Below are 16,035 nucleotides of genomic sequence, written 5' to 3'. Positions count from 1 at the left end.
CAATTCCGGGGAAATGTCCTACAAAATGGGCGAAATGGATGACAAGCCAAATTTGCAAAAGTAAAACGATCGGTTTACTTTTTAAGGATGAAAAAGAAACTCGATATCATCAATGCCGCCGAGCGGCTGTTCTATCTCAACGGCTTTCACGCCATCAGCACCGATCGCATTTGCAGCGAGGCGAATGTCTCGACGCGCACCTTGTATCGCTATTTCCCCTCGCGTGAAGCGCTAACGGCCGCGGTGCTGGAGGCGCGACAAGATCGTTTCTTCGCCGCGTTGCAATCGCCGGACCATCCACAAGCGGTCAGCCACATGTTCGATGCGATGGCCGACTGGATGCAGCAATATGGCAATAATGGCTGCTTGTTTCTCAAGGCATGGGGCGAATACGCCGGAGAAGATGCCGCGCTAGCTGAACAGGCGCTGGCTTACCGCCACAAGATGCGCGATTACATTGCACGCGCCATTCAACAGGCGCTCGGCAAGCAGCATGTCGCGCTAGCGGATGCGGTTTGGCTGCTGTTTGAAGGTGTGCTGACTTCCGCGCTGATCATCGGCGCGGCGCAGGCGTGCGAAGCCGGTAAAAACGCCGCGCTGCAGCTTATCGCGTTCAGTGAACAGACATGAAGGGTACGGCGCTCGGCATCACCGGGTTTGCACTTATCGCGGTGACCTACGGTATGGCGCGTTTCGCCTGGGGCTTGATGATGCCCGAGGTGATGCACGACATCCCCTTTACCCGGCGCGTTTCTGGCGTGCTTTCGGCCTGTAGCTTTGCCGCTTACTGTGTGGCGGTGTTGATCGCGCCGATGATGACCGCCCGCGCCGGGCCGCGATTTCCAGCTGCGGTTGCCGCGCTGTGTGCCGCGTTGGGTTTGTTGATCATCGCGAGCGCGGTATCGCCGTGGATGCTGGGCGTGGGATTGTTTATCGCCGGTATGAGCGCCGGTCTCGCCTCGCCTGCGTTAGCGAGCGCCGTCAGCCAGCGTATTGAGGCTGAGCAACAGCCGCAGATGAACACGGTTATCAATGCCGGAACCAGCATGGGCATTATGTTGTCAGTGCCAATTTTGTACTGGCTGCCCGGCGGCTGGCGCATCGCCTGTGCGGTTTTTGCCGCGCTGGCGATGATCTGCCTGGTGCCGATTTGGCGCCTGCTACCCAATCACAGTGAAAACGCTCAACGTGAATCCTGGTTAAGCCACCTGCGGCAGCGTTCGCTGCAGCGCCTTATCTTCATTGCACTGTTCAGCGGCGTCGCCAGCGCGGCTTGGTGGAGCTTCGGCCCGGATCTGCTGCATCACATTCACGTCAGCGACCGCATGGTTAGCCTGTTGTGGCTCATCGCTGGCGCAGCAGGCATTATCGGCGCGCTCACCGGCCCGATGGCGAAATGGATGGGGATGAAGCGGGTTTATTGGCTGTCGCAATGCTGCCTTGCCGTGCCCTTATTGCTACTGGCGTTCAGCCATCACTATTCAGCCTGGCTGTTTCCCGCCGTGGCGCTGGGTGGCGCGGCGTATGTTACGCTCTCGGGCGTGTTGCTGGTGTGGGGCGCAGAAGCAACCAACAATGCCCCCGCCGTTGGCGTAGGCATCTTGTTCTATATGTTGGCTGCGGGTCAGGTGATGGGATCGCTGCTGTTTGGACAACTCTTTATGCTGGCAGGCGCGCCAACCGCATTAACGCTGTTTGCCGCGCTGCCGTTGCTAATGATGTTTGTTATTCGTCGTTAAACGGATCTTTTTTGTCGTCTTCACTGTCATCGCGCGTTCTGGGGATCTCACCGTGTTCGCTGGGATTGTCCTTGGCGGGATGCTTTTCATCATTCACGTCGCGTTTATCTTTAGGGTGATTGCTCATCTGAAGCTCCTTTGTTGATCACCCATTAAGTGTAGTTGATGGGGCGAGGCGTTCACCCCATACGCTTACTGCAACGCTTTCAGGATCTGCATCGCGGCTTTAACCCGCTCGGTATTGGGATAATTTTTGTTTGCCAATATCACAATGCCAACCTGTTTCTCCGGGATGAAGGCGACATAAGCACCGAACCCACCGGTTGCGCCGGTCTTATGCACCCACGACGCGCTGACACGCGGATGTGATTCGGCATCCCGCACCGGCTGCGGCCCAAGCGCCACCTTGTTATCCGCGCCCTTCACCGCCATCTCCGCCTGAGCGGGCCAATCCAGCATCTCCCACCCCAAACCTTGATAGAGCGCATCGGTGCGATAGAAACGCGTTTGCGCGAAATCCAGCGCCTGCTGCAGCGGCTTATCGTTAACCTGCTGCGGATCCATATTGGCCTGCATCCAGCGCGCCATATCTTTAATCGACGACTTCACGCCATAGGCTTCAGCATCCAGCATGCCCGGCGACACGCGCACCGGTTTGCCTTCGCGGTAGCCCCATGCGTAAGCATTTTTCGCGGCGTCAGGCACGGTGATAAAGGTGTGCTTGAGCTGCAATGGCGTGAATACGCGCTGCTGCATTGCCTGTTCAAAAGTCAGCCCGCTGGGTTTCGTCGCCAGCCAGCCAAATAAGCCGATGCTGCTGTTGGCATATTGACGCGTGTTGCCCGGCGCCCACTGCGGTTGCCACTGTTGATAGAAGTTCGCCAGCGCCTTTTCTTCGGTCACGGCATCGGGCACCTGCAGCGGCAAGCCGCCAGCGGTGTAAGTCGCCAGCTGCAGCAGCGTGATGTCGCGCCACTGCGGCGTGTTCAGTGCCGGCCAATATTTGCTGGCAGCATCGCTCAGCGCGATCTCGCCTTTATTCACCGCAACGCCACTCAGCACGCCGGTGAAGGTTTTACTCACCGAACCCAGCTCAAACAGCGTGTCTTGGGTGACCGGGCGCTGCTGTTTGACATCCGCCATGCCCCAGGTGAAATAGTGCGGCTGGCCTTTAACCACCACCGCTACCGCCATGCCGGGAATCGATTGCTGCTGCATTAGCGGTTTGATCGCCTGATCAATGGTTGCCTGCACATCCGCCTTCGCGGCGAACGCCATGGAGCACGCCGAGGTCAGCGCTGTAGCTATCAATGTTTGAGAAATCAATTTCACTGTAGTTAACCTTCCGGGTTGTTGTTTCGCAGGCAGTTTGACCAATTTGACAGGGTGCAACAAACTGTTAATTTTAGCGCCAGACAATAGAAAATCTTACAGGTAGGCGCATGACACGACCCTATATTCCCCTGAACGCGCTTAGAGCCTTTGAAGCCGCTGCACGTCATCTAAGTTTTACTAATGCGGCGATTGAGCTGCACGTAACCCATGCAGCCGTGAGCCAGCAGGTAAAATCGCTGGAGCAGCAGCTCGGTTGCCAGCTGTTTGTGCGGGTGTCGCGCGGATTGATGCTAACCACAGAAGGCGAAAGCCTATTGCCGGTGCTCAACGACTCTTTCGATCTTATTGCCGATACGCTGGATCGTTTCTCATCCGGTCAAATGCGTGAAAAATTGAAAGTTGGTGTGGTGGGAAGCTTTGCCACCGGCTTGCTGTTGCCGCGCTTAGAGGATTTTAACCGCCGTTATCCGCACATTGAGCTGCAACTCTCCACCCACAACAATCGCGTCGATCCGGCTGCCGAAGGCCACGATTACACCATTCGCTTTGGTAGCGGCGCCTGGCACGGCACCGAGGCGCAGTATATTTGTCCTGCGCCGTTATCACCGCTGTGTAATCCGGCCATTGCCCGGCAGTTACAACAGCCTGCAGACGTGCACAAATTTACCCTGCTGCGCTCATTCCGCCGTGATGAGTGGAGCCAATGGCTGCAAAGCATGAACGAACATGCGCCATCGCCTGCGCATCCGGTGATGATTTTTGACTCGTCGCTGACGATGATTGAAGCGGCATTGTTAGGTGCGGGGATTGCGCTGGCACCGGTGAGGATTTTTAATCACCTGTTGCAAAGCGAGAAGCTGGTGCGCCCTTTCGCCGCTGAAATCGATCTCGGCGGCTATTGGTTAACGCGATTGCAATCGCGGCCCGAAAGCACCGCGATGACCGCGTTTTCTGGCTGGTTGATGAATACCTTTTTGCCCGGTGCGCACTAATTAAACGAACACGTGATTTGTCGCGCGAATGCGCAGGCCGGAGTCACTTTTGGTCCGGTGGTCCTCGCGCCGCAGCAGATGTGTCAGCGCCCGCACGTAAGCCAGGCCTTACGCTATCTGTTTCGCCTTCGCCAGCGTGCGTGCAAGAAGTGCGGAGTACAGCGGTTTGCCGCCGAAGAATTGCGCGGCCAGCGTTGCGCCGAGACAGGTAATGATCATCGGCAAAATCAGCTGATAATTGTTGGTCATCTCCAGCACCAGCACAATGCCGGTCAGCGGCGCGCGCACCGACGCCGCAAACAGCGCGCCCATTCCGGCCACGGCAAAGGTTGCCGGCTCCAAATGTAAACCCGGCAGCCACTGCATGCAGAGCTGGCCGAAGCAGGTGCCGAGCAGCGTGCCTAGCGTCAGCATCGGGGCGAAAATACCGCCTGGCGCGCCGGAGGAGAAACAGCAGACAGTGATGAGCGTGCGCAGTGCGAAGAGCAGAAACAAGGCCAGCGCGCTATAGCTACCGCTGGAGAAATCGGGGATCAGGGCAATCCCGCCGTTGATGGCTTGTGGCAGCACCAGGCCAATCACGCCGCACGCGCCAGCCAGTAAGCTTCCCCACAGCACCCAAGGTGCCACGCGACCTTGGTGCAAGCGCTGAAACTGATCCTGCGCGAGGAAAATGAAGCGATTAAATGCCACGCCGCAGCCACCGAATAACACGCCTAATACCAGATAAAGCCACAGCGTATTGGTTGGCGCATCCTGCAACTGACCAATATTGATGATCGCCTCATTACCATTACACACGCGGAAAACAATGCTGGAGACGATAACGCCAACAAACACCGCTTTGATGGAAATCAGGCTGTAACGAAACTGCGGACGCATCTCTTCAATAATAAACAGGATGCCCGCCAGCGGCGCATTGAAGGCAGCCGATAAACCCGCGGCAGCGCCAGTTGCCAGCAATGTGTGGCGGGATTCAGAAGATTTAACGCGGAACAGATCGACACACATGCCGCCGATATTGCCACCCAGTTGCACGGTTGGCCCTTCGCGACCCAACACCATGCCTGAACCTAACGCGCCCATGCCACCAATGAATTTCACTGGTAATACGCGCCACCAGCGCACCGGTCGGAGCTCTTCCAGCGCGCCTTCGATTTCAGGAATACCCGATCCGCCCGCTTCTGGCGCGTAACGTCGCACCAGGAAATAGCCAATAGCGCCTAGTAATGCCGAAAGGAAAAACGCACCGATTATTTTCACCAGCAGATTGTCACCGGCATCCGCGAGCCAGCTCAATCGCGTCTGCACCACAAAATTCACCGCTTTATCAAAGGCTACGCCAACCAAACCGGTTAGCACACCGACCAGCGCAGCCAGCAGTAATAGTGCAACGGGCGTTTTGTCGCGGCGTAATAGTTTCTGCATCAATAAGAAGCGCCCAGCACGTAAAACCGTTTTGGGCTCTGCGGAGTGATGATGAGCAGACATGCAAATCCCTCTGTATTCAGAACAGTGTTCAAACGTTAGTTTGAAAAAATAGGGATTAGCATACTGAGAATGAAGTGATTTTTAACCCAGGAATTCGCAAGCGGATTTTTCAGGATCGAAGAGGTTGGGCATTTTTAGCCGATGCATCAACCTCCTCTACGAGGAATTAATCCTGCTCTTCAGCAATCAGCGTCAGTTTTTCATCAGTGGCTTTTTCTTCTTCCAGCGTTTCACCCAGTAACCTGGCGGCATCCTGATAATCCAGCTTCAGGGCTAAGGCGCGCAAGGTGCCGTAGGTGGCGATCTCATAGTGCTCAACTTTCTGTGCGGCACCGATCAGTCCAGCATCGCAAACCGGCCCTTTTTCTACTTCATCGATAATTTCCTGCGCCTCTTCGGCCAGACCTTCCAGCGCATGGCATTTCATTCGTTTGATCTGCACGCCTTCCGTGAGCTCAACCAGTTGATCAATACGTTCAATTTGTCCGCGCGTTTCTTCGAGGTGCTGTTTAAAAGCCGCAACCAGATTAGGATCAGAGGCTGCGCGAATCATTTTTGGTAACGCTTTGGTGATCTGTTTTTCTGCGCTGTAAATATCAGAGAGATCATGCACAAACAGATCTTGCAGTGTTTTAATCGTCATAATATGGCCTTTTTGTAGAATAGAATATCAGATAGGTAAAAACGTGGGCGAGAGTGAATAAGGAATTACGCCGGCACATAAGCCTGACTTAATCCTGGCGGACAATAGATAATTCACAAGCGAAGCCTGAAAATAAACTCGCCGCATTGTTTAAATCATTGCCAGACTTAAATCAGGTCAATCGGAGAGAACATAATGAAAAAGCCAGGGCCGCCAGAGCTCAACGGCGAAATTATTCACGAACGCAGATTAATGCCGCTCGGATTAATTTCTCTGTATGAAGTTACCTTCAACAATGGCAAATATGCCGTTATGCGTCTGGATAAAGTTCAACCCTTTCATCAGGGTGACGTTTTTAAACGTGTTAATGACTGCTGGTATTGTGATGAACAACTGATACATCCTTACGCTTTTCAGTTTGTCGATCAGGCTGAAGCGCAACGGTCATTTATCGAATATGAGCGATAATATTATCTTTTGCTCTTTCATATCGGCGAATGAAACGCAGCGAGTTGGTCCGGTTGCGCTGGCGGCAATGACATCCAGAAATTCACCTCCATGCTGGTTTCATATTCCGCATGCGCTTCAAGGAAAATATGCTCGCCGCTGCGCGATTGCCCGCCGTAAAGCCAGCCGCCCTGCACCTCACCATTTTCAAATTGCACGATGCACTCCTGCTTGTAGCCGGGCGCTTGTTCATTTACATCAATCCATTCAAGAATATGGCGCATTGGCTTACTCCTCGGCAATAAACAGTGATTTACAGTGCGGGCACAACATAGCCTGTCCGCGCGCTTGCTTTAAGGAAGATTGTGGGCAAAACTTTTTACAGACTGGACACTGAGTTTTGACTTCCCGGCGTGATAAGCTTTCTAAAAATTGATTTAACCAGCTCATAATTTATTTCCTTTTTCCGTTAACTGATTCTAACACACCTGATTTTTTTCATTGCCACTCACACTTGACAACAACGTTAAAGATCCTCAACCCCATCATTACGTTCAGTTAAATGTTTTAAATTAACTTTTATTTAATAAACCAACCGTAAGATCGATTTGGCACTATACTCAAATAAGACAAATATTTTCCCTCGCCCTCTCTTATACCGTCAACTTTCCTGTTGATAGTGCTGACTTTTATAATCCATTGGATTTTTTGCGACGCCATTATGAAAAATAAACTTCCCACCGGGTCATTCATTAGCAGTAGTGCGCTTCCGGCAACGGCACGCAGTAGTTTTGAGTTTTTACATCACAGCGGTGTTTACCAGGCGAACCGGCCAGATGTTTTTTCCGAGCGGCAAATGGAAATATATGGCGAGCGTCTGGCAAAAACGCATCATCTTTCCGACGCCAAAAAAAGCTATAAATTATTGCAGCGGCTGACGGAAAACGAACAGGCGCTGATAAAAAGCGCTGAAATATTAAGTACCGGTGAGAAGCGTAATTTGACACCGGCTGGCGAATGGTTGCTGGATAATTTTTATATTATCGAAGAGCAAATTCGGATGGTGCGCCATCTGTTGCCCACCAAATTTGGTCAGGGTTTACCTGCGCTGAAAGACCCCGCGCACTCTTTGCGCATTCAGGCGATCGCGGATGAGATGATCAGCCACAGTGATGGCCGCTTAGAGTCAGCAGTGTTGGCGACCTTTATTCATGCTTATCAACGCGTGACGCCGCTGCTGATGGGTGAACTCTGGGCGCTTCCCGCCATGCTGCGCTTTGCGCTGCTCGATAACCTCGCACGTATTGCGCAAGGCGTTGCTGAGATTCATCAGGAGCGCAGCCAGGCCGAAGCGTGGATTAATGAGATCGTTCATCACTCCGCCAGGGACGCCACTCGCGTGATTCAAGTGATCGCCGATATGGCGCACAAAAACGATCAGCTTTCCGGCGCGTTTGTCGCCGAACTGGCACGCAAACTGAATGGGCAGAATCACTCGCTGGCGCTAACGTGGGTGGAGCAACACCTGCTGAACACCGGGCGTAATACTGCGGATGTGATTGAACAATTCAACCGCCAGCTGGCACTGAGTCAGCTCTCGGTCAGCAACAGCATTGCCGGATTGCGCCAGCTTGGCGAAATCAACTGGCAGGATTTGGTGGAGTCGCTGAGCCTGGTCGAGCAAGTGCTGGCGCAGGATCCCGCCGGGATTTATCCCCAGATGCATTTTGACAGCCGCGATCAATATCGGCATGTGGTTGAAGAGCTGGCTCGCCAGAGCGAATTCGACGAGCTAAACGTGGCCAATCAGGTTTTGGCGCTGAGTCGTCAGGCCGCATTGCCAGCGCGCCAACAGCATATTGGTTACTTCCTGCTGGATAAAGGGCGCGCGCAGCTTGAGCAACAGCTAAAGCCGCGCCGTTCCTGGCTTAATCAGGCGCGCCATCATCTCAGCCAAACGCCGCTGCTCTCCTGGCTGGGCAGCCTGACGTTATTGACCACCGCTTTCAGCGCCGAAGCGCTGTTTTTCACTCATCAATCCGCGATGTCGGTGGTGCTGTGGCTGTTACTGGTGCCGGCGGTAATTTTAATCAGCAGCCAGCTCGCCCTGCAGCTGCTCAGCGAAGTGACAACCCGCACCCGCCATCCGGTACCGCTTCCGCGACTTGATTACGAGCGGGCGGTACCGGATGGCGATCGCACGCTGGTGGTGATCCCCTGTTTAATCAGCAGCAAACATGGCACCGATGCGCTGTTGCGGTCGATTGAAACCAGCTATCTCGGTAACGCGCTCGACAACATCAGCTTTATGCTGCTGGCCGATTTCACCGACAGCGCGACCGAACACGATGACGATGATGCTGAAATCATCGGTTATGCGGTGCTGAAAATTCAGGCGCTCAACCGCCGTTACAGCAGCAAGTCGCACAATGATGTGCTGTTTTCTCTGCTGCATCGCAACCGCGTGCACAACCCTTCGCAGGGCGTGTGGATGGGTTATGAGCGTAAGCGCGGCAAACTGCATGCGCTCAATCGCTGGCTGCAGGGCGAAGCGGAGATGTTTAACGTCATCGTCGGCGCCAGCCAGGCGCAAATGCGCACGGTGAAATACGTCATTACCCTCGATAGCGACACCATTCTGCCGCGAGAAACCGCGCACAGGCTGATTGGCATTATGGCGCATCCGCTCAATGCGCCGGTGTTTGATGACAGCCTGAATCGCGTGGTGGAAGGTTATGCCATTCTGCAGCCCCGTCTGGCGGAGGAAATTCCGCCCTTCGGCCAGGGCCGCTACGCGCGTCTCTCCAGCAGCGTGCCGGGCAACGATGCGTATTCATCGATGTCTTCCGATATCTATCAGGATCTGTTTGGCGAAGGTTCGTTTGTCGGCAAAGGCATTTACGATGTGGCGGCCTTTACCCGCGCGACGCGTAATGCCTGCCCGGAAAATCTGGTGCTCAGCCACGATCTGCTGGAAGGCTGTTATGCGCGTTCTGGCGTGGTCAGCAATGTGGTGCTGTACGAACACTACCCGGATAACTATCTCAGCGATGTCGCGCGGCGTTTTCGCTGGGTACGCGGTGACTGGCAGCTGCTGAACTGGCTGAAACTGCGCGTGCGTCTGGAGGATGGCGGCTATCAGGCCAATCCGCTCAGTGCACTGTCGCGCTGGAAATTGTTCGACAACCTGCGTCGCAGTCTGATTGCGCCCGCCTTGCTGCTGCTGATGTTTTTGGCATTTAGTTGGGTGGCGAATCCGCCGTTTTGGCTCGGCTGCATTGCGCTGTTCCTGCTGTTGCCCAGCGCCTTAGCGTTGAGCATGGAAGGCATGCGCAAAAGCAAGACGCGCGCCTGGCAGCATCATCTCTCTATCCTGTCTTCGGATGCGTTAATGCGCCTGAGCCGCGCGGGACTGACGCTGGCGACACTACCGCATGAAAGCTACTGGTCGCTGAAGGCGATTATCGTCACGCTGTGGCGACTCAACGTGAGCGGGCAGTTTCTCCATGAATGGAAAAGCGCCTCGGCGGGCAGTTCATCGCCCACGCCGTCACTGCGCCATTTTTATCAGGCGATGTGGTTTAACCCAGCGGCGGGCGTTGCACTGTCACTTTTAACCGCGCTGGTTAATCCTGAATTGATTGCGCTGGCGCTGCCGATCTCGCTGCTGTGGCTGATCACGCCGTGTTTATTGTGGCAGTTGAGTAAACCGGCCCATTCGCGCCAGAAAAAGCTCTCCACCGAGCAGCAACAGTTTTTGCGCCACACCGCGCGTCACACCTGGGCTTGGTTTGAAGATTTCGTCACCGCCGAACATAACCACTTGCCGCCGGATAATTTTCAGGAAGTGTTGCAGCCGGTGGTGGCGCATCGCACCTCGCCAACCAATATCGGGCTGTCGCTGCTGGCCAATTTAACCGCATGGGATTTTGGCTACATTACGCAGAAACCGGTGATAGCCCGTTCGCTCGCCACGCTGGATAGCCTCGATCGCATGGAGCATTTTCGTGGACATCTCTACAACTGGTATGACACTTACACGCTGAAACCGTTAAATCCGCGCTACGTTTCTACCGTCGATAGCGGCAACCTCGCCGCGCACCTCGCCACCCTGCAGGCCGGGCTTGCGCAGTGGAAGCATCTGCCGGTGCTCGCCTTGCCAGTGATCATGGCCGGTCTGCATGACACCTTGTCACTGGCGAAAGCACAAATGGGCACAGAGCATAACGATCGCTGGGATGAGTTAAGCGAGCAGTTTACTGCGCTACAGCAGGCCTCGCCCGCTGCGATTGCCAACCATCTCTCGTCGCTGATCACGCTGAGTGAAATTCTGCTGGCGCAGATGCAGCTGCCGCCGTTGCAGGTGAAATGGTTCGAACGGTTTATCCACCAGCTCAGCGATTTGCAGCAGGAGTGGACGCTGTTTTTCAGCTGGCTCACGCCGGATGATGATCTGCCTGCCGCCTTGCCTTCTCTGCTGTGGCTGAGTGAGTTAGAGCGTCATCGCCCCGGCCTCCATTCTCAGCTCGCGGCGTCTGTGATGTGGGCCGCACGTGAACGCATGGCGACCTTGCTGGAGCTGGAAGGACGGCTGGAAGATCATGCAAAAATGGATTTCCGCTTTCTCTATGTCGAAAAAACCGCGCTGCTCAGCGTGGGTTACAATCTCGACAGCGGCGCGCTCGATAAAGGCCATTACGATCTCTTCCCGTCCGAAGTGCGCCTGACGCACTACTACGCCATCTCCGCCAATCAGCTGCCGGTAAAAAGCTGGTTCGTGCTGGGCCGTTTGTTCACCCAACTGGATAACAAACCGGCGGTGATGTCGTGGAGCGGCTCGATGTTTGAGTACCTGATGCCGCATCTGGTGATGCCGGTTTACCCGGATACGCTGCTGGAAAAAATGGCACTGTCGGCGGTGAAGCAGCAGATCGCGTCCGGTGATGCCGCGCAGATTCCGTGGGGCGTCTCCGAGTCGGCTTACGCCGCGTTCGATGACAGCCAAAACTATCAATACAAAGCTTTTGGTACGCCAGAGTTGGGGCTTAAGCGTGGCCTCAACGATGATCATGTGGTTGCGCCCTACGCCTCGCTGTTGGCGCTGATGGTGCTGCCGCATCAGGCCACCGACAACCTGATGCGACTGAAGAAAATGGGTGCCTGCGGCAAATACGGTTTCTATGAGGCACTCGATTTCACCGCGCAGCGCCTGGCGCGCGGCCAGCAATTTGTCGCGGTGAAAACCTACATGGCGCACCACCAGGGCATGGGTTTTCTGGCGATTTCGCACCTGCTGCATGAAGCCCCGATGGTGGCGCGGTTTATGTCGAGTGCGCGCTTCCAGTCTTCCTACTTGCTGCTGCAGGAGCGCGTGCCGGATGACATTGAGCTGTATACGCCGCGTCGGCAGTTCGTTGACACCAGCGAGATCAAGCCGCGTTCAGATACGCCCGAACTGCGCGAGTTCAGCGGCTCGGCGGCGCATCTGCCGCAAATCCAGCTGCTGTCGAATGCCAATTATCATGTGATGGTGACGCAATCCGGCACCGGGTATAGCCAGTGGAAAGGATTGGCGTTAACCCGCTGGCGCGCCGATGGCACCAGCAATCAGCACGGTATCTTCTGCTACATCCGCGATCGCCAATCCGGCGAGCTGATTAGCCCGACGTTCCAGCCCAGCGGTGATGCGCGCCCGCAGCACATTGCGCGCTTTACCGACGCCGGCGCGGAGTTTGAATCGCGCATGGAAACGCTCAGCACCCGCACCCAGGTGGTGGTGTCGCCAGAAGATGATGTGGAAATCCGCCGCATCGTCCTGACCAACCATTCACGCCAGCTGCGTGAAATAGATATCACCAGCTACGCGGAAGTGGTGCTGGCTTCTGCCGCCAGCGATATGGCGCATCCGGCGTTCAGCAACCTGTTTTTGCAAACTGAAATCGTCACTGAACTGGAAGCGATTCTGGCGCATCGCCGCCCGCGCGATGAGAAAACCGAGCCGCTGTGGATGTTCCACGCCCTGCTGATTCATGGCACCAGCGAGCGCGATACGCATTATGAAACCGACCGCGCACAGTTTATTGGTCGCGGCAGAACCGCCGCCAATCCGCAGGCGATGGCAGCCGATGGCGTACTCAGCGGCAGCGCCGGTGCGGTGCTCGATCCATTGCTGTCGATTCGCCAGAAAATCGCCATCAAAGCGGGTAAATCCGTCACCCTCGATCTGGTGTATGGCGTCACCACGCAGCGTGATGCCTGCCTTGGCTTGCTTGAGAAGTATCGCAACAATGTCTACGCCAATCGGGTATTTGAAATGGCGGCCTCGCACAGTCAGGTGGCGCTGCGCCAGCTGAATATCCTCGCTGAAGATGCCAGTTTGTATAACCAGCTCGCCAGCGCGGTGATTTTTGCCAGCCCTGAAATGCGCGGCGACAGCCAACGTCTGCAGCAAAATCGCCTGGGACAATCGTCGCTGTGGCGACACTCGCTGTCTGGCGACTTACCGATCGTGCTGGTGCGCATCGAAAACGGTACCCAGCTCAGCCTGGTGAGCAATTTGATTAAAGCGCATCAATACTGGCGCCAGAAAGGATTGACGGTAGATTTGGTGATCCTCAACGGCGAGCAAATCGGCTATCAGCAGCTGTTGCAAAATCAGCTGATCAAAATGATTTCATCAGGCGAGATGCAGATGCTGACCGATAAGCCTGGCGGCATCTTCCTGCGCCAAAGCGAGCACTTTGCGCCCGAAGATGTCACGCTGCTACTCAGCGTAGCTGCCGTGGTGCTGGAAGGCCGCAACGGCAGTTTGGCCGACCAGCTGACGGTGCTGTTAAAACCGCAGCCGGTGGCGCCGCCTTGCCGCTTCCTGGCGCATAAACAGGCCTTTGCTGCGCCCGCCCGCCTCGCTGAGCCGGAAAACATGCAGTTGTTTAATGGCACCGGCGGCTACAGCGCCGATGGCAGTGAATATCACATTTTGTTGTCCCCACATCAGCAGACGCCCGCTCCCTGGTGCAATGTGCTGGCAAATAAACAGTTTGGTAGCGTGATTTCAGAAAGTGGTCAGGCCTACACATGGTATGAAAATGCGCATGAATACCGCCTGACGCCGTGGCACAACGATCCGGTCAGCGATACGTCGGGCGAAGCCTTTTATCTGCGCGATGAGGAGAGCGGCGATGTCTGGTCACCTATGCCGCTGCCGATGCGCGGCGCCGGAGATTATTTGACGCAGCACGGCATGGGTTACAGCCGCTTTATGCATCAGGAGCAAGGCATTAGCAGCACGCTCACCACCTTCGTAGCTGGCGAGCAGGCGGCGAAAATCACTCTGATTCAGCTCAGTAATCTGTCTGGCAAAACCCGTCATTTATCGATCACCGGCTACGTCGAATGGGTGCTGGGTGAGCTGGTGAGCCAATCTGCCCGCCATGTACAAACTTCTTCGGCGATAGTAGTGGATGGCAGCGCCATTCTGGCGGTAAATCCCTATACCAGCAGCGGATCGATGCGCACCGCCTTCTTCGCCGCATCCGGCAATCAGATTGCTTTCAGCGGTAATCGCCTTGAGTGCCTGGGCCGCAATGGCTCGACGCGTAAGCCAGCGATGATGCAAGCGCGAGGCTTGTCGGGTAACACCGGCGCGGGGCTCGATCCCTGCGCCACTCTGCAAACGCTGACCACCTTGATTGACGGCGATACGCGCACGCTGGTGTTTGTGTTAGGCGCGGCGGAAGATACCGCAGCGGCGTTGACGCTGATGCAGCAATTTCTTCCCAGCGAACAGGCGGAAGCCGAACTGGCGAAAGTGCAGCAGCAATGGCGCAATCTGTTAAACAAAGTCGAGGTGCAGACGCCCGATGCGGCGGTAAATCTGCTGGCGAATAACTGGCTGCTGTACCAAACGCTGGCCAGCCGTTTGCTGGCGCGCAGCGGTTATTATCAGTCCGGTGGCGCGTTTGGCTTCCGCGATCAGCTGCAGGATACGTTGTCGCTCACCCACGCCGCGCCCAACTTACTGCGCGAGCAGCTGGTGCTGTGCGCTTCCCGCCAGTTCCCTGAAGGCGATGTGCAGCATTGGTGGCATCCGCCCGCCGGACGCGGCGTGCGCACCCGCTGCTCAGATGATTATCTCTGGCTGCCCTTTGCACTCTGCCACTACATCACCGCCACGGAGGATCTTGCGCTATTAGAACAGCCGATTAGCTATATTGAATCGCCACTGCTCACCGCCGAAGAAGAGTCAGTTTACAGCCTGCCGAACGTCAGTCAGCTGCAGGAAAACCTGTGGCAGCATGGCTTGCGTGCCATCCAGCATGGTCTGCGGTTTGGTGAGCATGGTTTGCCGCTGATGGGTTCCGGCGACTGGAATGACGGCATGAGCGAAGTCGGTATTGCCGGTAAAGGTGAAAGCGTCTGGCTCGGCTTTTTCCTCTACAGCGTGCTCACGCGCTTTGCCGCGCTCTCCACACGTATCGATCAGCCGAAAGCCGCCAGCTTGTGCGAACAACAGGCGGAGAAGCTGAAAACGGCGCTCAATCAGCTCGCCTGGGATGGTGAATGGTTCCTGCGTGGCTACTTCGATAACGGTGAAACCCTGGGTTCGCAGCGCAACGCAGAATGTCGCATTGATGCCATCGCGCAGAGTTGGTCGGTGCTGTCTGCGGCTGGCGATCACGACAAATGCGCCTCGGCGATGCAGGCGCTCGATCAGCAATTGGTGGATAGCGATAACGGCCTGATTAAACTGCTGACGCCGCCGTTCAATGGCGCAGGCCCCAATCCGGGATACATTCGCGGTTATCTGCCTGGCATCCGTGAAAACGGTGGGCAATACACGCACGGCGCGCTGTGGGCAATTATGGCGTTCGCCGAGATGGGCCAGGTCGAGCGCGCATGGGCGTTGCTGGCGCTGATCAATCCGATCAATCACAGCCTTGATGCTGCCGCTGTTGCAACTTACAAAGTCGAACCTTACGTGATGGCGGCGGATGTTTACAGCGCCGAGAACCATGAAGGTCGCGGCGGCTGGACGTGGTACACCGGATCGGCGGGCTGGACTTATCAGCTGATCATCGAAAGCCTGCTCGGCATCACGCGCCACGGCAATAAATTGCGGCTGTGTCCGCGTCTGCCCAAAGCATGGCGGGGCGCGAAGGTGATTTATCATGAAGGGTCCGCGCGCTATGAGATTGAGATGCTGCGCACCGCTGGCGCTTATAAGCTGTGGCTGGATGATGTGCTGAGTGCCGATGATGCCATCACACTCAGCTGCGACGTCGGGAATCATCAGGTACGAATTCATCTCGCTAAGTAGCAATCACTAAGGTCATTAGTTTTCACCATAGCCAGCAGTGGAAAATATCGCAGCGCCCTGCCAGCGGCT

General features: G+C 55.7%; 11 protein-coding genes. 5 read left to right on the top strand and 6 right to left on the bottom strand.

What is annotated here, in order from left to right; all coding sequences use genetic code 11:
- Positions 1 to 87: 87 nt before the first annotated feature.
- Together FCN45_RS22600 and FCN45_RS22595 are read left to right on the top strand one after the other, a co-directional pair.
- Complete coding sequence (locus FCN45_RS22600) at positions 88 to 630, top strand: TetR/AcrR family transcriptional regulator (protein ID WP_137387367.1); 543 nt, start codon at positions 88 to 90, stop codon at positions 628 to 630.
- Positions 627 to 1,739 (top strand): MFS transporter, encoded by a 1,113-nt coding sequence (locus FCN45_RS22595; protein WP_137387366.1) that lies wholly within the window; start codon positions 627 to 629, stop codon positions 1,737 to 1,739. Before FCN45_RS22600 ends, FCN45_RS22595 begins: the two co-directional genes overlap by 4 nt.
- On the opposite strand, the gene FCN45_RS23660 is transcribed toward FCN45_RS22595, so the two are convergent.
- Both FCN45_RS23660 and blaPSZ read right to left on the bottom strand, forming a co-directional pair.
- The gene (locus FCN45_RS23660; protein ID WP_167391175.1) at positions 1,726 to 1,866 is read right to left on the bottom strand and encodes a hypothetical protein; all 141 of its coding nucleotides are present in this window, start codon (positions 1,864 to 1,866) and stop codon (positions 1,726 to 1,728) included. The two genes, FCN45_RS22595 and FCN45_RS23660, sit on opposite strands and share 14 nt — an antisense overlap.
- Positions 1,867 to 1,931: 65 nt before the next feature.
- The gene (gene blaPSZ / locus FCN45_RS22590) at positions 1,932 to 3,065 is read right to left on the bottom strand and encodes a PSZ family class C beta-lactamase (protein ID WP_137387448.1); all 1,134 of its coding nucleotides are present in this window, start codon (positions 3,063 to 3,065) and stop codon (positions 1,932 to 1,934) included.
- A 116-nt stretch (positions 3,066 to 3,181) separates the two neighbouring features.
- Here blaPSZ and ampR point away from each other — a divergent pair, with 116 nt between their 5' ends.
- Positions 3,182 to 4,066, top strand: coding sequence for a LysR family transcriptional regulator AmpR (gene ampR / locus FCN45_RS22585; RefSeq protein ID WP_137387365.1), 885 nt, complete (start codon positions 3,182 to 3,184; stop codon positions 4,064 to 4,066).
- Positions 4,067 to 4,174: 108 nt separating this feature from the next.
- On the opposite strand, the gene clcA is transcribed toward ampR, so the two are convergent.
- On the bottom strand, positions 4,175 to 5,557 hold the full coding sequence (clcA, locus tag FCN45_RS22580) for a H(+)/Cl(-) exchange transporter ClcA (protein ID WP_137387364.1): 1,383 nt from the start codon (positions 5,555 to 5,557) through the stop codon (positions 4,175 to 4,177).
- 166 nt (positions 5,558 to 5,723) lie between these two features.
- Entirely contained in the window at positions 5,724 to 6,200 is a 477-nt protein-coding gene (locus FCN45_RS22575) for a ferritin-like domain-containing protein (RefSeq protein ID WP_137387363.1), read from the bottom strand.
- A gap of 195 nt (positions 6,201 to 6,395) precedes the next feature.
- On the opposite strand from FCN45_RS22575, the gene FCN45_RS22570 reads away from it, so the two are divergent.
- Entirely contained in the window at positions 6,396 to 6,668 is a 273-nt protein-coding gene (locus tag FCN45_RS22570; protein ID WP_137387362.1) for a hypothetical protein, read from the top strand.
- Between the two features lie 17 nt (positions 6,669 to 6,685).
- Here the strand turns inward: FCN45_RS22570 and FCN45_RS22565 are convergent, their stop codons facing one another.
- Both FCN45_RS22565 and FCN45_RS23800 read right to left on the bottom strand, forming a co-directional pair.
- A complete protein-coding gene (locus FCN45_RS22565; protein ID WP_101761527.1) occupies positions 6,686 to 6,931 on the bottom strand; it encodes a hypothetical protein in 246 nt (81 codons plus the stop codon).
- Between the two features lie 4 nt (positions 6,932 to 6,935).
- Positions 6,936 to 7,097, bottom strand: a complete 162-nt coding sequence (locus FCN45_RS23800) for a YnfU family zinc-binding protein (protein WP_217548267.1) — start codon at positions 7,095 to 7,097, stop codon at positions 6,936 to 6,938.
- Positions 7,098 to 7,368: 271 nt separating this feature from the next.
- Here FCN45_RS23800 and FCN45_RS22560 point away from each other — a divergent pair, with 271 nt between their 5' ends.
- Positions 7,369 to 15,966: a GH36-type glycosyl hydrolase domain-containing protein gene (locus tag FCN45_RS22560; RefSeq protein ID WP_137387361.1), complete on the top strand. Its 8,598-nt coding sequence runs from the start codon at positions 7,369 to 7,371 to the stop codon at positions 15,964 to 15,966.
- Positions 15,967 to 16,035: the final 69 nt, after the last annotated feature.

This window comes from Pantoea sp. SO10 (genome assembly GCF_005281435.1).
GTDB lineage: Bacteria > Pseudomonadota > Gammaproteobacteria > Enterobacterales > Enterobacteriaceae > Pantoea > Pantoea leporis.
This window is presented reverse-complemented; position numbering and strand designations above follow the sequence as displayed.

Coding starts and splice junctions, on each gene's coding strand:
- FCN45_RS23800 (WP_217548267.1), bottom strand. CDS start 7,097: ATGAGCTGGTTAAATCAATTTTTAGAAAGCTTATCACGCCGGGAAGTC.
- FCN45_RS22565 (WP_101761527.1), bottom strand. CDS start 6,931: ATGCGCCATATTCTTGAATGGATTGATGTAAATGAACAAGCGCCCGGC.
- FCN45_RS22595 (WP_137387366.1), top strand. CDS start 627: ATGAAGGGTACGGCGCTCGGCATCACCGGGTTTGCACTTATCGCGGTG.
- clcA (WP_137387364.1), bottom strand. CDS start 5,557: ATGTCTGCTCATCATCACTCCGCAGAGCCCAAAACGGTTTTACGTGCT.
- FCN45_RS23660 (WP_167391175.1), bottom strand. CDS start 1,866: ATGAGCAATCACCCTAAAGATAAACGCGACGTGAATGATGAAAAGCAT.
- FCN45_RS22560 (WP_137387361.1), top strand. CDS start 7,369: ATGAAAAATAAACTTCCCACCGGGTCATTCATTAGCAGTAGTGCGCTT.
- FCN45_RS22575 (WP_137387363.1), bottom strand. CDS start 6,200: ATGACGATTAAAACACTGCAAGATCTGTTTGTGCATGATCTCTCTGAT.
- FCN45_RS22600 (WP_137387367.1), top strand. CDS start 88: ATGAAAAAGAAACTCGATATCATCAATGCCGCCGAGCGGCTGTTCTAT.
- FCN45_RS22570 (WP_137387362.1), top strand. CDS start 6,396: ATGAAAAAGCCAGGGCCGCCAGAGCTCAACGGCGAAATTATTCACGAA.
- ampR (WP_137387365.1), top strand. CDS start 3,182: ATGACACGACCCTATATTCCCCTGAACGCGCTTAGAGCCTTTGAAGCC.